Annotated in this window: 14 protein-coding genes; 3 read left to right on the forward strand and 11 right to left on the reverse strand. The window is 58.2% G+C overall.

All coding sequences use genetic code 11. The annotated features are described in order from the left end of the window. Positions 1 to 423 precede the first annotated feature (423 nt). Positions 424 to 1,860 carry a serine protease gene (locus tag U3654_RS13715; protein WP_324752104.1) on the reverse strand — a complete coding sequence of 479 codons (1,437 nt, stop codon included), beginning with the start codon at positions 1,858 to 1,860 and terminating at the stop codon, positions 424 to 426. Positions 1,861 to 2,626: 766 nt separating this feature from the next. Between U3654_RS13715 and U3654_RS13720 the strand changes: the two genes are divergently transcribed. Beyond that, a complete protein-coding gene (locus tag U3654_RS13720; protein ID WP_324752105.1) occupies positions 2,627 to 3,166 on the forward strand; it encodes an outer membrane protein in 540 nt (179 codons plus the stop codon). 66 nt (positions 3,167 to 3,232) lie between these two features. Here U3654_RS13720 and U3654_RS13725 read toward each other — a convergent pair whose 3' ends face one another. The 10 genes from U3654_RS13725 to U3654_RS13770 all read right to left on the reverse strand — a co-directional run bounded on the left by U3654_RS13725 (position 3,233) and on the right by U3654_RS13770 (position 14,338). Continuing rightward, complete coding sequence (locus tag U3654_RS13725) at positions 3,233 to 3,625, reverse strand: hypothetical protein (RefSeq protein ID WP_324752106.1); 393 nt, start codon at positions 3,623 to 3,625, stop codon at positions 3,233 to 3,235. Then, the gene (locus tag U3654_RS13730; RefSeq protein WP_324752107.1) at positions 3,625 to 3,795 is read right to left on the reverse strand and encodes a hypothetical protein; all 171 of its coding nucleotides are present in this window, start codon (positions 3,793 to 3,795) and stop codon (positions 3,625 to 3,627) included. The genes U3654_RS13725 and U3654_RS13730 overlap by 1 nt, the downstream gene beginning before the upstream one ends. 90 nt (positions 3,796 to 3,885) lie before the next feature. Then, entirely contained in the window at positions 3,886 to 4,173 is a 288-nt protein-coding gene (locus U3654_RS13735; RefSeq protein WP_324752109.1) for a hypothetical protein, read from the reverse strand. A 109-nt stretch (positions 4,174 to 4,282) separates the two neighbouring features. Then, positions 4,283 to 4,453, reverse strand: a complete 171-nt coding sequence (locus U3654_RS13740; RefSeq protein ID WP_324752110.1) for a helix-turn-helix transcriptional regulator — start codon at positions 4,451 to 4,453, stop codon at positions 4,283 to 4,285. A 62-nt stretch (positions 4,454 to 4,515) separates the two neighbouring features. Then, entirely contained in the window at positions 4,516 to 5,352 is an 837-nt protein-coding gene (locus tag U3654_RS13745; RefSeq protein WP_324752111.1) for a hypothetical protein, read from the reverse strand. Further along, positions 5,349 to 6,539, reverse strand: a complete 1,191-nt coding sequence (locus U3654_RS13750; protein ID WP_324752112.1) for a tyrosine-type recombinase/integrase — start codon at positions 6,537 to 6,539, stop codon at positions 5,349 to 5,351. Before U3654_RS13750 ends, U3654_RS13745 begins: the two co-directional genes overlap by 4 nt. Before the next feature lie 470 nt (positions 6,540 to 7,009). Then, complete coding sequence (locus tag U3654_RS13755; protein WP_324752113.1) at positions 7,010 to 8,350, reverse strand: HlyD family type I secretion periplasmic adaptor subunit; 1,341 nt, start codon at positions 8,348 to 8,350, stop codon at positions 7,010 to 7,012. Beyond that, positions 8,343 to 10,385, reverse strand: a complete 2,043-nt coding sequence (locus U3654_RS13760; protein ID WP_324752114.1) for a type I secretion system permease/ATPase — start codon at positions 10,383 to 10,385, stop codon at positions 8,343 to 8,345. The genes U3654_RS13755 and U3654_RS13760 overlap by 8 nt, the downstream gene beginning before the upstream one ends. Positions 10,386 to 10,424: 39 nt before the next feature. After that, positions 10,425 to 12,470, reverse strand: a complete 2,046-nt coding sequence (locus tag U3654_RS13765) for a type I secretion protein ATPase (protein ID WP_324752115.1) — start codon at positions 12,468 to 12,470, stop codon at positions 10,425 to 10,427. Positions 12,471 to 12,619: 149 nt separating this feature from the next. Continuing rightward, entirely contained in the window at positions 12,620 to 14,338 is a 1,719-nt protein-coding gene (locus U3654_RS13770; RefSeq protein WP_324752116.1) for a hypothetical protein, read from the reverse strand. A 788-nt stretch (positions 14,339 to 15,126) separates the two neighbouring features. Here U3654_RS13770 and U3654_RS13775 point away from each other — a divergent pair. Continuing rightward, a complete protein-coding gene (locus tag U3654_RS13775; protein WP_324752117.1) occupies positions 15,127 to 15,795 on the forward strand; it encodes a response regulator transcription factor in 669 nt (222 codons plus the stop codon). After that, positions 15,792 to 16,289 carry a hypothetical protein gene (locus U3654_RS13780; protein ID WP_324752118.1) on the forward strand — a complete coding sequence of 166 codons (498 nt, stop codon included), beginning with the start codon at positions 15,792 to 15,794 and terminating at the stop codon, positions 16,287 to 16,289. The genes U3654_RS13775 and U3654_RS13780 overlap by 4 nt, the downstream gene beginning before the upstream one ends. Positions 16,290 to 16,481: the final 192 nt, after the last annotated feature.

A 16,481-nucleotide genomic window follows, 5' to 3' on the forward strand; every position in this document is an offset into this window, starting at 1 on the left:
ACAACTATTGTATCTGCATCGATCACCCGCGAAAGCGTTGGGTACCCTGTGATATGCCGCGCTTCGGACCCATGGCTGAAAGATAAAGACCCTGAAAACAGGCCCAATCCGTTAGCCGCGTAGCCGACCAAAGCGACTCCGGTTAGAAAAATCACTCTTATGAAATTGGTTCGTAGATTATGTCCGCTTTTCACCCGGCACGTTCTTTTCAATGATTTAATCCTCGCGGTTATAGTGCCTCTATTATTTGTGTTAATACACTGAGGCGCGCCTCAACCAAAAATTTATGGCTGTATTATGGCTCTTTCCTGCGTAGCCTGATCCAATCCAACCTATTGGCAAATTCGACCGGAGCGTGTCATTGCGACATGCAGCGAGAGTGATTAAACGCCGGGCACTCTCGACCCACTACAATAGGAAACCTCATCTCTTACACTGAATAAACGTAGTGAAGAGGCCAGCCTTTCCAGCAAGTTCCTCTGGTGGCAAACGTTCACCGGAAGCACCATGAGTCGGATCAATCCCGTTCTGAGACAAAAATAACTTGGCTATCTCACCACGAATGGCGAAGTTCACATTCTGCGGCATATCGCCAATTGCGTCTGAAATTATCTTAGCATCCAGCTTAGACACTACTACACCGACGACTTCACCGCTTGCGGCCAGTACCGGACCACCAGAATTCCCAGCCTGTACAGGCGCTGAAATTTGCATTTGGGTGACTTCGCCGCGCAATCCCTTTAAAGATGACACTGAACCACGCGTCACATTTAAACCGCTGAGAAGACCAGCGTAAGGATAGCCAACAACCGTAACGTCAGAATTCAATTTGGCGGGTCTTGAAGAAAATTTGGCTACAGCATCGTCTGGACCAAACCTTGCTTTCAGAATAGCGAGGTCGAAGACTTCAGAAGCTTCAATCAGCTCACCATTTTCACCATTTACCTCGATCTCTCTGCAACCGGAAACAACATGCTCATTGGTCAGAACGTACCCGTCCGATGATACGAAGAACCCTGAGCCCGACCCATCAGGTCGGGCATTCTGTTGGTTCGAATTACCAGAACTGTTGCCCTTCTCATCTTTTTCCAGATCTTCATCGACAAAGGCAATCATTTCCAAAATTGCAGTTTCTAAGCGTCCGTTCTCGGAAACCACTATCGAAGGCGCGTGCCCTGTACTGATGCTAGACGAAACAGCACCAAGAATAGGGGCATCGCGCTTGTTCGCAGCTAACATCACTGTTGACCAGCGACCGTTCTGGAAGTCCGACCGAGTGTAGAGCGATGACCCATCGCGGGATTGTGACGTTGAGACAGCGAAAGTAGTTTTTCTAACAGTGTATGGTGTGCCCGCCATCTCATGCTGACGGATAGTGAAATCATGAAGATTCTGAGTGGTAAAAACGTCGTGGACACCGGCCGATATAGAGAGGCTACTGTTCCGATGACGCCAATTGACGAAGTTCTCTGATGGGGGATCTACGATGATGCTGTCGACAGGAAAAAGGAAGGACATGCCCAAGCCTTCAAAGTAATTCATCTGCCAGCCGTCGCTGGCTATCCGGTCAAAGAGGGAGAGAGCCAAAGCAGCCATGTGCCAGTCTTCAGGCTCACTCTTGAATTTCTCCCAACTGTAGCTGCGCAGGGCATTCTGGCTCTTTATACCCCAGTCACCATCAAGAAGACCTTTATAGTGACCTTCAAATGCCAAAGCTGCCTGCAAGAATCGTTTGTCCGTTCGGGTCAGTGCGTGAGCTTCGAAATCTTCTAACAAATTTGAATAATCCTGTGCCCCAACGCCGTACGGATTGGCTGCTAAAGCAATCACTAGAAGTAGGCGTTTAATGAGGCGATGCATAGATAGTCCCAGTCGTTCAGCGTCAGCTTCTGGGATGAAACGCTTACCGTCAATCCCGCCCGACTATTTACTTAGGGCATTGGATTTGAAGGTGATCGGTATGACCTCTGCCGAAAGGTCGAGCTCAGTCGATGGTCAGACTATGGCTAGATGTATATATGTCCTCATTTTTGTGACGCCGTTCCGCTGATTTCCGGGTTTCGCGTCACAGAAAACAGGACGGTTCACGCCCTCAACCGTAGCTGACCTTAGCAAGTGTCCTCTTTTTTGTGACGACCATGCACAATGTTTGTGCGGGGGTTCTGAAATTTCATGAATGTCTTTCGAGCGGGCCGACCGTCTGGCGTGGCTTCCTCTGCCAATCCCCAGACCTATGCGCGCCCGATCCCTGACGGCCCCAGATGCGGGCCTTGGGTCAAGAATATGAACCCGCGTCCCTCCAGCGCATTGAACCACGGGTCGACAGTGTTGCGATGCACGTTCAATCCCGCCGCCGCGTCCCTATGGCTGTGATAGATCCCGCCTTTGAGTATCCTGAGACCACGAACTGCTTTCGGTTGGGGCGCGCGCTGATCTAGCTAAGATTCCAACATCGAAAACGTACGGCCGCACAATCCAAGCAGGCTTAACCAAGTGTGCCCCAATCATCACAGTCTCGCTAATTGTCTGAAATGATGTGACGTTTTCAAACGGTTAGTTATAGATGGAGTTTACTTTGCACGGAGCGAGTTTACCAACGTGCATGATGATCAAAAGGGACTAAGACATGAAATACATACTTTCCGCGGCAGCAGCATCCGCACTAATGGCTGGCACGGCGTTCGCAGGCAACAACTCGTCGCCAAACTGGACCGGCTTCTACGCAGGTGGCGAACTGGGCTATGCTAACGTAGAGATTGGCACTCCTTTTGGTAGCATTAACTCTGACGGCGTCATCGGCGGATTGATCGCTGGTTATGACTACGATTTGGGTGATTTGGTCATCGGTGCGGGCATTGACTACGATTGGAGCGATATCGAGCTGGTCCCGGGCGTGGATGTCGATTCCATTTGGCGCGCCAAACTGCGCGGTGGTTATAAGGTCGGCAACGGGCTGCTGTATGCAACCACTGGTTACACTGAGATTGAAGCCAGTGTTGGCGGTTTTACCGGTAGTGAAGACGGCTACTTCGTTGGCGTCGGCTATGATTATATGGCTTCAGATAACATGTCTCTTGGCGGCGAAGTTCTGTATCATGATTACGACGTTACCGGTGGCAGCCTTGAAGCCACCACCGTACAAATTCGCGCGGCCTACCGTTTCTAGTAATACTATTGAGCCAAATGCGTTCCGACGTGAATTACGAAGCGCGGCTCCGTGGGGCCGCGCTTTTTAGGTCGATGGGTTATGAAGCTTCATGAAGGTCTTTCGCGCGGGCCGACCGTCTGGCGTGGCTTCCTCTGTCAATCCCCAGACCGACGCGCGCCCGATGCCAGACGGCCCCAGATGCGGGCCTTGGGTCAAGAATATGAATCCGCGTTCCTCCAGCGCATTGAACCACGGGCCGACAGTGTTGCGATGCACGTTCAGCGCCGCCGCCGCTTCCCTGTGGCTGAGATAGATCGCGCCGTTGTTCGCGCCGTTGAACCGTCGTTTCAGTTCGATGTAGAGCGCGCGGGGGCCAGGTGGCAGGGTTGCCCATGCCTCGGACGCCTGCACCCATTCGGGAAGCTGGACGAAACGCCCAGCCCCCCTTTTTTTCCGTTTGTATAACGGGCCAGCCATTAGCGCTTGCCCATCATCTGACAGGCCAGCCAGACGCGAATTGCGGTCATTTGGCAGGAGCAGCCGCCAAGGGATACCCAGACAGCCTCAACGGCCCCCTCAGCACCCATACGAGCCATAACGTGCCATTTGCCGTTGTGACGGGTCAGGCGGGTTTGTGGGTTAGTCATGGGCGGCCCCATAGTGCAGCGTGGCGATAAGACGGGCTTGGGTTTCGGTCAGGCCAAAGAGGCGGCGCAGGCGACTGATACGGGCGGCGGTCATTGCGCGGCCCCGCCGTTGTCCAGCGCGCGGGCGGATTTGGGGAACCGCAGCGCGGCCCGGTCTATCCCTGCTTTCAGTGAATAATGCGCGACGCTTAGCGGCCCGCGATACTCAGCTTGGGTGGGCCAGCCGCAATCGTGGCGCAGGCGATGGATGATTGCGCCCAAACTCCAGCCGCGCACCTCGCGGATTTCACTTTTGTGGCTGATCGTGCGCCCGTCGATAAGTGCCTTGTAGGTCCAGAAAACCTGCGAGTCGCTGGAATAGAAATTGTCGTGCATCATGGTGTCGTCCCTTATTATTGAAAGGGCAGGACGCCGGGTGTATGTCTAAGGTGTTCAAGCTGAGACGGCACCCCCAGCGCCTGCGGTATCCGCAAGTGCGGGGGTGTTTTCAGTTCCGGGCCTCAGCTAAGGCCGCGTCGATATCGGCCTCAATCCAGTAGAGGCGCGCGCCGAATTTGATCGGCTGAGGCAAACGACCCAGTTCTAGATCGCGGTAAATCGAGGATCGGCTGCGACCGCCGATCTTTGCTTGTAGTTCTGTGAAGGAAAGGTAACGCATCTGTGTGTCCCATGCTAAGTGATGATGGGGCAGACTTAATCGGGTCCTTTAGGGACAGTGGCCTAGGTGTCCCCTTTTTTATGGTAGCGGTTCCATTGCCGTTTGATAGTTGACCAATTGCCTAAACCCTCGGTCTCACATTGGGCAGCCGCACTATCTACACCCAAATTATCTAGAAGTTCTGACATTCTCCGGAACCTCTGGTCTCGCAGGTCTTTGTGGAGCGCTTGGGTTCTTTCCCCAGCCTGCCTTGACGCACTGATGACCTTACCCCCTGTATTGGCGATCTTTTGCACGCGCAATTTTAAACGATATTCTGCCCACAGATATCCGAATAAGACATCGTCCTGTCTGGCGTAGTAAGCTGAAAGAATGTTCGCTGCATACCAAGGGCGCGTAAATGGCTCTGTCAGGTAAATCCCAGCGCGTTCGAGGATGTAACAATCACTGGCCTCGCCAAAGCAATCTTTTGCGAGGGTAAAAACTTCACTACCATCATGCTCTCTGACGGTCTCATAGGTAGATTTAGCCAATTGCCCGTAGTTTGACGCCCAACCGCAGGCCTGCAACACTTGCCAGCATTCCGGATAGAAATCGTCGTCTCCGAGAAGATTGAGATGTGCAGCGGAAAATCCATGCTCATTCACGCATTTGGGAAGGCCCGGTATTTGGTTCTTTTCACCGATGACATCGAGAATATGCGCAGAGATGCCCCTAGAGGCTGCTAGCATCGAACGGTGGTAAGGTCCGTCAGCCGGAAATCTGTCTTTGGGTCCTTCTTGGGCAAGTGGAATGAGTGTCCTAACAAGTTTTCCATCTGCTTCAAGGCTCGGAAAGGTCCATGCCTCGAATTGAATACCGCCGAATTCTACTATTTCTCTTTCATTGATGTTCGTCACAACCGCTCCAGTTTTTTAGTGTCGTCCGTAGTCTGTAATCGGCCAGTCCATCGCTCCATCAGCGCCCGCCGTTGCTCTAGAAAATCCGTGCGCCGATAGGCGCGCTCAACAGCGCCGCCCGTTACATGCCCCAGACAGGTTTCGGCCACCTCCTGCGGTGTCGTCGTCGCCTCTGCCGTCCAGTCACGGAATGAGGACCGGAACCCGTGCGGGCGCTCTTTCAGCCCGCGCCGGTCCATCAGGGCGGTCATGGTCATGTCGGATATCACGCCGCGCTTCACGCCGGGAAACAGCAACCCGTCACGCGCAAATTTGCGGGCCTCTGCGATGACGTTTTGCGCTTCCACCGATAGCGGCACCCGAAAATCGCTTGTCGCGCCCAGACGACCTTTCATCGCCGCTGCGGGTATGGTCCACACGTCGCCGTCGATCTGGTCAACATGCGCGAACCGCAGCGGGTAGGACCGCACCGCCGTCAGGATCAACAGCCGCAGCGCCAATTCCGTGATGCTGCCACCATCCAGCGATTGATAGAAGGCGGGCACGTCGCGCCAATTCATCGCGGGCACGTTCGTCACGGTATGGCGTTGCTTGCCCAGCAGCGCCTTGGCCTTGTCCGTCGCCTGTAGATCCACCTCCAGCCCCAGCGCCGCTGCGTGGCGCAATACGATGCTCAGGCGGTTCATAGCCTTGCGCGCGGTGTCGGCCTTGGTGTGCCAGATAGGGGCCAGCGTGTCGCGGATATCCTTCTGGTCAATATCGGCCACGGGCACCTTGCCCAGCTTTGGCAGGACGTGCAGTTCAAGCGGCGAAAACCAGCGCCCGGCTTTGCCGTCGCCCTTCAGTTCGGCCTTGCGGCTATTGAAGGCGTCCAGCGCGATATCACCCAGCATATGGATATTGCGCGCCGCCTCGCGCCGCTGGCGGTCGCGCTCTTTGATAGGGTCCAGACCTTTCCGCGCCACGGCCCGCCATGTGTCGGCCACCTCGCGCGCCTCTTTCAGTGAGCGGTCAGGATAGGCACCAAGGCCCATTTCGCGCCGCCTGCCGTGCGTCGTGACGCGCAGCACCCATTGCGCGCCGCCATCCTCGCGCTTGACCAGCCATAGGCCGCCGCCGTCTGCATGTTTGCCAACGCTGGCGGTTCTGACGCCGGATGCGCTCAAACGGTTTAAAGCACGACCCACTTTCTATCCCCCTCTTAATCCCCCTCAACATATGGTATCCTATGGGGCATTGTGAGGCGTGGTGGAATAGGCAACTCACTAAATACACCTATTTTATTAGGGGCGCGGTGTTTCGTGGTGCGTCAAAATGTAGGACTTGGATGCCGTCTTGGGGCACCATATCAGACCCGCGAGGTCATTGCTTTCAAGTATATCAGGCATCTGCCGACCCTCTCAGAACTCGATGAAGATGCGCTGCATCAGCGCCGCTGCAGGCTGCCATCGCAAACACGCATCGCGGAAGTTGGCCAAAAAAGCTCCAAGACCTGTGCCCGCCGCGACTTCTTGTGAAAATCTGCCAAAACTACGCCATCAGCTTGCGCGAGGCGTTTACAGCATCAAAGCCCATGGCTTGCAGAACTCTGCATCCCGACATCCGCTGATCAGCACGTCTCGGCAGGACCGGGGCGGAACCGACGGGCGTGTAACGATTATTGCTCGCGAAATGCGCGAGACATGCTGTCGGTCACTGGCTTCATCAGATACTGGATGAATGTGCGTTCTTCGGTCTGGATCATGATCTGCGCCGGCATGCCGGGTGTTGGGGTGAATCCGCGGACGCGGTCCAGCTCGTCGGGGGGCACGGACACGCGCGCGACGTAGATTTCCTGCTGCTTTTCCTCGCTGCGGTCCTTGATCGCGTCAGCCGAAACATAAAACACCTGACCTTCCAGGATCGGCGTCGTACGCGCGTTCAGGCCCGTCAGCCGCACGGTAGCCTGCTGACCCTTGCGCACCACGTCGATCTCGGTGCGCGGGATCGACACCTCGATGATCAGCGGCTGGCCAGATGGCAGTATCTCGGCAATCGCCTTGCCGCTTTCGATGACGCCGCCGGCCGTGTGATAATGCAGCCGGATGACCGTGCCCGACACCGGCGCCAGCACTTCGGCACGGCTCAGGATGTTTTCCGCGCGCCGCGACTGCTCGCGCACGCTTTCCAGTTCGGACTGCACGATCTGAAGCTCGTCCAGCGCGATTTTACGCCGCTCGCTGACGGTCTGCGCAATCTGCGCCTCATAGCGTCGGGTGACTTCGACGATCTCGTCCATCTCTGCGGTCAGTCGGCCGATCTGGCCGCCTGCCTCGGCGATGGCGCGGCGGATCGTGTTCACGTCAGTCTTGCGGACCAGCCCCTGATTGAGAAGCGTTTGCTTTGACTCCAGCTCCTCTTCGAGAATGTCCTGCTGGGTGCGGGTCGCAATCAACTGCTGTTCATATCCGGCCGACCGGACGCGCAGCGCCTCCATACTCTGGCTCAGCAGGACGATATCGTTGCGCAATTGCTGCGTGGCCGCGTCGAAGGTGATCTTCTGCGCATCCAGCATCGAGGCGATGTCGAAATCGCTGCGCAACGCTTGGATATGCGGTGCAAAGTTCAGAACGCTTGCGCCGCCGTGCTGCGCCAGAAGCCGGGCCTCCATCGCCTCCAGCCGGATGGCCCGCAGGAAAAGTTCGCGCTCGGTGGCCATCGCCGATGTCTCATCCAGCAAAAGGATGGGCTGGCCTTCTGTGACGACATCGCCTTCGGCGACCAGGATCTGCTTGATGATGCCGCCTTCGAGGTGCTGCACGATCTTGTTGCTTCCCGTCGCCACAAAGCTGCCCTGCGCGATGACCGCCGCAGCCAGAGGTGCGCGGAACGCCCAAAGACCAAATCCGCCAAAGCCAAAGACGAAAAGCGCCAGGCCGAAGATGACCAGTTTCGAAACCGAGCGGGGCACGTCGTGGTGCCATTCTGCAGGGACGGGATAAAGTGTCGCATCAGACATTTGGCAGCCCCCCTGTCTGGCCTTGCCCGGGCAGGTTGCCACCATTGCCGGACCGTTGCGCCAACTGTTGCAGCACCTGCGCGCGGTGGCCAAACATCGCCACATTGCCGTCGGCCAGCAACATAATCTTGTCCACGACGCCCAGAAGTGACGGCTTCTGCGTGATCACGACCACGGTAATGCCATGCTCGCCCGCGTGCTTGATCGCATTTGCCAGCGCCTTGTCGCCCGCCGCGTCAAGGTTCGAGTTCGGCTCGTCCAGCACCAGGAAGCGGGGATTTCCAAAAAAGGCGCGGGCCAGCGCGATGCGCTGTTTTTGGCCGCCCGACAGGGGCGATCCATCGGCGGCGACCTGCGTCTCGTAGCCGTGCGGCAGCATCGCGATCATGTCATGCACATCGGCCAGCAGGGCGGCACGGTGGATATCCTCGTCCTTCGCGTCCATCCGCATCCGCGCGATGTTGGCCTTGATCGTGCCGGGGAACAGCTGCACGTCCTGCGGCAGATAGCCGATATTCTCGCCCAGTTGCCGTGTGTCCCAGTTGCGCAGGTCCATCAGGTCCAACCGCACATTGCCGGATGTCGGCAGAATCGAGCCAACCAGCATCTTGCCCAGCGTCGTCTTGCCCGCGCCGGAATTGCCGATCACCGCCAGCGATTCACCCGGTTCGAGGCTGAACGTCAGCCCGTTCAGGATCACCTGCTTGGTGCCACCGGGCACGTAGAGCAGACGTTCGACATTCAGGCGGCCTTCGGGATTGGGCAGGTGCAGCTTCTCGAACCGCTGGATCGAATTGTGCATGAGCGCCTTGATCCGCCCAAAGGCAGAGCGAGACAGCGAAAAGCCGTTCCAACCCTCGATTGAGCCCTCAATCGGGGCCAGCGCGCGGCCTGCGATGATCGACGCCGCGATCACCATGCCGCCCGTGATCTCGCCTTGGATGGCCAGAAACGCGCCCCAGCCCAGCATGGCAATCTGCGTCAGCAGGCGCGCGCCGCGCGATACGGCGGCCCAGACGATGTTGCGGTCCTGCGCCCGCACCTGCGCGCGCAGCGAATTGGCAGTATCGCGCCCCCAGAGCGCCACGGCCTCGGGCACCATTGCCAGCGCGTTGATGATCTGGCTGTTGCGCGACATGGAATCGAGATGCATGTTCGCCTTGCTCTGCGCCACGTTCGCCTCGGCAAAGGGTTTCGCGGTGACCGTCTGGTTGATCAGCGCGATGATCATCAGAAGGATAGCCGTAACGACAACAATCATCCCCAAATGTGGATGCACCAGAAAGATCACAAAGATGAACAGCGGCGCGAACGGCACGTCGAGGAACGAGATCAGCGTGCCCGAGGTCAGAAACCCACGCAACTGCTGCAAATCTCCCAGTGTCTGATACTGTCTGCCGTTGTCATGAAGCGATGCGTGCGCGGCCGCGCTAAGCACCGGGGCCCCCAGCCGCACCGCCACTTCGACTGCCGTGCGCATCAGGATGAAACGGCGCACGGCGTCAAAGATGGCCTGAAATACGACGGCGCCGACGATCACGACCGTCAGCATGATCAGCGTGTCCAGCGACCGGCTGGTCAGCACGCGGTCGGAAATCTGGAACAGGTAAATCGGGATTGCCAGCACCAGAAGGTTCGTCGCAAAGGTCAGCACCATCACGAAACCGAGGTTGCGGCGCACGATGGCAACGCCAGTGTTCAGATGCTGAACGAACTGGTCCGGCCCCGCGCGACGGTGAAATCCGGATGCGCCGCCGCCCCCGCCCGAGCCGCCTCCACCGCCGCCGACCCGCACGGGAGGCTTGCCGCCGGCGCTTGCCTTTAGGATGGGGCCGGTATCCGCTTCTATCTGCACGCCGCCCAGCCCCTGGGCGGGGCGGCTGCGGTCGACCGCCGGATTGGCTTTGTCGTCGACGCGCGATCCCGGCCCGAGGGGCAAGGGATCGGCGCGGCGCGCGGTTTTGTCCGGGGCAGGCCCGGGCTCGGGCCAGTTTAGGCTGGCCGCGTGTTCGGTCTTGATGTCGTCCAGGCTCATGTCGTGGGTGTCCTCTCAGGCCACTTCTCAGGCCAATTCTCAGGCCAGCATTGTCTGCATCATGTCGGGTGTTTCATGTCCTTCCGTTGCTGTCGGAAGGATCGGGGTGTCGATCTGCGCGCCCTCCGGCGCGAGCATGTCGTCGGCCAGAAACGCCACGGCGGCAGGCGCCAACGCGGGCATGCCCACGCCCAGCGGAGCGGCGTCCGTGTCGATCAGTTCGGCCTGATAGAGCAGCGCATCGTCATAGACGTCGCCGCCGACCATCACCGTCGAATCGGTGCCGTGTTGGCTAATGCTGGCTAGGTTGATCAGCGCATTCGAGCCCATGATGACGTCCGCCGACGCGCCTGTCGCGGCCAGAAAATCATCCAACGCCAGGTGAACCTGATCGGAATCGCCCATGATATTGGTCTGCTCCAGCCAGTTGACCGTCGTGAGATCGCCCTCGATGTAAAGAACGCGCAAAAGATCGACCCCCTCGAACAGCGCGTCGTGGGCGACATCGCTGCCAATCGTTGTGGCGCCGTCGGCCAGACTTTCTGTCGCGCCTGCGAAGTTCGACGTCATCTCCGCATAGTGATCGATGCCGGTTGCACTAATCTGCGCGCCGTTGAACAGAAGGTTATCGCCAAGCTGCACACCTGTCGGGAAGGCCCCCGCATAGGTGACCGCGTCATTATCGATCAGCACGTTGGTCTGATGGATCCAGTTGACCGAAATCATCGCGCCTCCGACTATGATCAGATCATAGCCAAAGCCCAGCTCGGCCAAATCGGTCAGATTGACGATGGTGTTGTCGCCCAGCCCGATGAAAGTGCTTGAGCCGGAAAACGCAATCTCGGCGCGATCGTGATCGGTCTGGAAGCTGAACTGGCTGACATGATTGACGCTGATCAGATCACCCTCGATCCGCGTTACCGCCCAGTTGGATGGCAGGTTCGTAGCCCCGCCCGACCCGTCCTGTTCGGCATCGGCATCGGCCTCAGGATCAGCATCGGGTATTGTCGAGGTCCAGGCAATCTCGGCGCTGTTGATGCTGGTCGACGGCGCGATGGCACCGATACCGCCCGACGCGTGCTGCACCAGCACATTCACCTGCGCGATGACGTTCATGTGCGCGACATCCCCCATCACCGCGATGACCGGCGCGTCCAGCCACGCAGAAAAAATTGCGACCTGGTTGATCATCGTGTTGCCGCCCGCGACAACCAGATGATCCGCTTCCACATCAGGCCGATATGGCATGACCGCGTCGGTATCGCCCAACCCCGCAAAGGGATCTGGCCAATCCTGACCTGCGTCGTCATCAGGCAATTCGCTCTCGTCCTGTCCTGCCTTCTCCTTTAGATAGGCGGGCATCACGTCGTCCAGAATAGGCAGCTCCGCGACCACACCACCATTCTGGTGAAGGCCAAATGCCTCGGCGCCATGCGCCACATGTTCGGTGCTGCCGGCGACAACGCCGCCGACGAACGCAGAGATTCCGGCCTTTAGCGCCACTGCATCGTCCCGCGCGTCGGGACCGGGCATCAGTGGTGCCGCCCCGAGCGGTGCCGTCATGCTTGCGGCGATGCTCTGATATCCCAGCAGATCATTCAGGAAGACCCCGGGCTCGGTGAAGGTCGCCGTGCCGTCGCCCAGCATCAACCAATCGTCATCGGAAAGGAACGCCACCTGCACCGTGATAACCGCGACGCTTCCCGGCGGCTCAAGCGTCGGTGCGAGGCGGGCAACGCCGCTTGCAGAGACGTGCCCGGCAGAGGAAAATACCCCCTCCTCAGCTGGCAGAAATCTGTTGAAAAAATTGATGGGATGGGCCGCTGACCAATAGTTCGGTGCGATCGGATCAAGGCCGGACGCGGTTGGTGATTGTTCTGCGTGCTCCAGACGGGGCGCGAAACTGCCCAACTCGTAGGGCGCCTTCAAGCTGGCAGCGATGGCGGAAATCGGATCGCCGTCCGGATCGGCGGCCTTCAGCGCCTTGAACGCGTCATAAACGTCGCGCAATCGCTGGTCTTCCATTTCGGTGTGGAAAATCCCGATCATGTGGGCGACCATCTCGGTCACTTTATCTAACATCATTGCAGCCTCGCTTTCAGTAGATCCGGCTGCCTGCCTCTGTGTCGTTTTTTATTTGCGCAGTTGCCTGCGATCGCTCAAGTTTCTGATCCTCTGGCTTGAAAATCCCGGGCCCGGCACGTGCCGGACCCGGAGGTGCTTACACTTGGCGGTTATACGACGTCGCTATCGTCGCCGACGTAGCTGGAGCTGAACGAGCCGCCCACAACCGTCATGTCGACGGTGTTGCCCAACACGTTCGCACCCATCACGATGGTCTGGTTGAACGCATCGGTGTCGATCTGCGACGCGGCCGAGGCGAAGGATTCGCCGGTGACATATCCGTCCTCACCGTTGTTCGACCCCCACGTTCCGGCGTGGCCGCCTGCACCGCCGCCGCCTGCGTAGGCGTCACCGGCATGGCCGCCAACTCCGCCGCCGGCATAGGTCCCGCCGACATAGGCCTGACCGCCATAGGCGTCTCCGGATGATCCGGCACTGGCGTATCCGCCCGCACCGGCGCCACCGTCACCACCCGTTGCGGTGTTCAGCCCGCCTACGCCAGCGGCAATGTTGGCCGCCTCTGAGCCGGCGCCTGCGCCGCCGCCTGCACCGCCGGTGGCGTCACCCGCATCGGCCACGCCGATGCCCAAGCCAGCCGCACCCGAAAGTGCGCCTGCATCACCGCCGTCGCCGCTGGCACCAAGGCCAACGCCCAGACCCGCGCCCAGTGCATCGGCGTCGGAATCACCCGTCTCGCCGTTGTTGGCACCTGCCAGACCCAGGTTCAGAAGGCCCAGACCTGCGCCCAGCGCACCGGCGTCGCCGGTGTTGGAGCTGTCGGCCAAGGCACCTGCTGCGCCGAGACCTGCGCCGATGCCACCGGCATCACCCGAGTCGCCGCCACCTGCGGCCGCACCCGAAAGACCCGTGCCTCCGCCCAGACCGGCCGCGAGTGATCCGGCGTCGCCGCCATCACCGCCGATCGCAGTGGCGCCCGAGGACGCAGCGCCCAGACCAATGCCCAAGCCGATTGCCGCTGCCGCCGCACCGTTGCCGCCGGTGCCGCCGCCTGCGGCCGCGCCGCCGCCATTGCCGCTTGTACCGCCGGTGGCACCTGCCGCACCGCCGATGCCCAGACCGCCTAAGGCCCCGCCACCGTGGGAGTTGGCAGTGCCCGAACCATCGCCGCCATCCGCGCCAGCCGAGATACCCTCGTCGGCCGTGGCCACGCCGCCAGTCGATGTGTTGGTCTGACTCAGAGTGCCGCTGTTGGACACGTTATCAAGATGATCATTGTCGATCAGCTTGTTGCTCTGGGCGTTGACCGTTGCGGAATCGTTACCGGCTCCGTTCAGGGCATCGTTCAGAATGTCCGACAGGTCCATGTCATCGCCGGGGTTATAATCGATGTCCCCCTTGGCCATGATAAAGTCACCGGCGGTCGACCCATACATGTCGATGTCCGCAAAGTCGTCGTCGGTGGGCATCCAGTCGGTCATGGCAATATCGACACCCACATGCACATCGGTATTCGACGTGTTGGTATTGTGGTTGCCGTTCAGGTTGCCGTTGGCGTTCAGGTTGCCATTGCCGTTCAGGTTACCGTTGGCGGAGGCGTTGGAGTTGGCATTGCCGTTGTGGTTGCCATTGCCATTCAGGTTGCCATTGCCATTCAGGTTCCCGTTTCCGTTCAGGTTACCGTTCCCGTTGTGGTTGCCGTTGTCGTTGTCGTTATCACTATGGGACGACTGCGCCTGACCCTGAAGCTGGGCCTGAAGCTCGGCTTGGGCCTGACCTTGAAGCTGGCCCTGACCTTGGTCTTGGTCCTGGCTTTGCTCGCCATGGCCGTGACCCCAGATGAGTGTGTTGAATGCGTTTCTGTTAGACATTTCCATATCTCCGATATGAACATCCAGCGAACCGCCACTCTATAAAAAGCGATCATCGCCCGGATGTTGTTTCTATCTATATTGGATTGATTTGATGGTGGCGGGCCGTGCCGCAGAGGACGATCTTGCTGTCTGTGCAGGCTTCGGGACGCACCTGTCTTCATATTTTCGTGATGATTCCCCCCCTTATACGGCGCGTCTCGCTTCTGGCCCCGAGACATGGCAAAACCTTGCAGTCACTGGTAAAAACAAGGGCCGAATTGGATGCGCTTGCTATGTGTTGCCGCAGCAGACTTGTGCGGTCCATTCATGATCATCCAATGGGGCGCATCTGAGAAGATGCTCAATATGGCTAGATCGGGAGCCATCCTAAGCCTTTGTAATCGGGTAATAATTTATAGAAATACATCCAAAGGTTTAGCTCGACACGAGGGATGCATAGCTGGCGCCCATGTGGCAATATGGCCAGTATTCATGGGGCGGCAGGTGCCGTAATGTTTAAATGACTACCAGCGCACCTATAAAAATTCGCCGGACATTTTCTAATCTTTGTGTTAAAGTTGCACGTATGTCTAAATAACTGAATGTCGTAGCTTTTCGATGTCAAATCATACCTAAATTGGGGCACGGCGCCCCGTTTCCAATCGTATCCCTTTTTGTCGTTAACACAGATTACGACACCAACCGTCAGTTCTGGATCACCATACGTTTTGTAATTGTTCAAATTTTTTAAATAAAAGTAAGTGTGTAAAATGGCAGATCATGCGCTTAACACTCCAAGAAATCATGTGGGCCTGTTTATAGGCAGCGGCCTGAACTTTTCCGATACGGTCATCAGGCTGGTCTGCGAAGAGATCCCCTGCATTACCTTCCGCCGAATTGACGCCTTTGCCGACCTGTTCGATCTCGCAGCGCCGGACGCATCCCATGTGCGGATGATCATTGTCGATGAGGGGAAGCTGCAACATTTCCAACAAGCGTTGCCCAAGATCCGGAGTCGATTCCCATATTGCCACTTGGTGCTGGCCTATCGCGACCGGACCACGGCCCTGCGCCTGATCGCGGACGTCCCGCAATTCCCTGGCTCGGAAGAGATCGGTTTTCTGCCGATGAAAGTCGAGATCGACCCTTGGCTCTCGGCGCTGCGCCTGCTGGTCTGTGGCGAGCGCTACATCCCGGCAGACCTGATCGACCTCCATCAGCTACCGCACGAACCGTGCGCCAGCACTTCGGCGTCTGCGGATGAGGTCAACCTGACGTCGCGCGAACGCCAAGTGCTCAGTTCCGCCGCCGAGGGCAAACAGAACAAGATTATTGCCGTTGATCTGGGTCTGTCCGAGCACACGATCAAGCTGCACATGCACCACATCATCGCAAAACTTGGCGTTTCGAACCGGACTGAGGCAACGCTTTGGCATTTGTCGCAAAAGCGCGCTCCGAACGGTCGCAGGCAATGAACGCCGCGCCCCCGCCCGAATTCGACGCATTTCTACTGCTGATAGGCAAGCTGAACTACGCTTGGGCGAATACCGAAAGCCTGCTGATCCATCTGATTGCCGGCCTCGGGAGAATGGACAAAGAAACAGCGACGATCGTTTTTCTGACGCTAAATACTGCCCGCGCACGCATCGACATGGTCGAACGCCTATCCAAACTGGACCGGACAGATAACGAACAGCGCGCCTCTGTGCTGGCGCTGACCCGGCGCATCCAGGGGCAGGCATCGCTACGCAACCGCTACAACCACTGCATCTATGCCTTCGACGGGGAGGGCGGCAATCCACGCACCATCCTGATGCGTATCGCTGACCGCAAGGACAGCCTGAAAATGGGTCAGATCGACCCCCTCGACGCGTCGGCCGCGGATGAGATCACCGCCACGATAGATGAACTGCGCCGCATCAATCGCGACATCTGGCGCATCATCGTAGATTTCGGCTATCCGCATTGACATCGCGCTGCGCGCCGGTTCTTGTCTCACTGGATATCCTCGGCGAAAGGACCGCTAAGATATTGCAGTGTTTGGGTAAAAACCAAATTTTCTGGTGATATGGCTCCCGTAGCCGAGCTTGGCCGGCAAGCTGCAAGGAACCTTGCGCTGTGTCGAACGATGCCACACATGATCAATGCACCCAAAATTTCG

This window comes from Roseovarius sp. Pro17 (genome assembly GCF_035599575.1).
GTDB lineage: Bacteria > Pseudomonadota > Alphaproteobacteria > Rhodobacterales > Rhodobacteraceae > Roseovarius.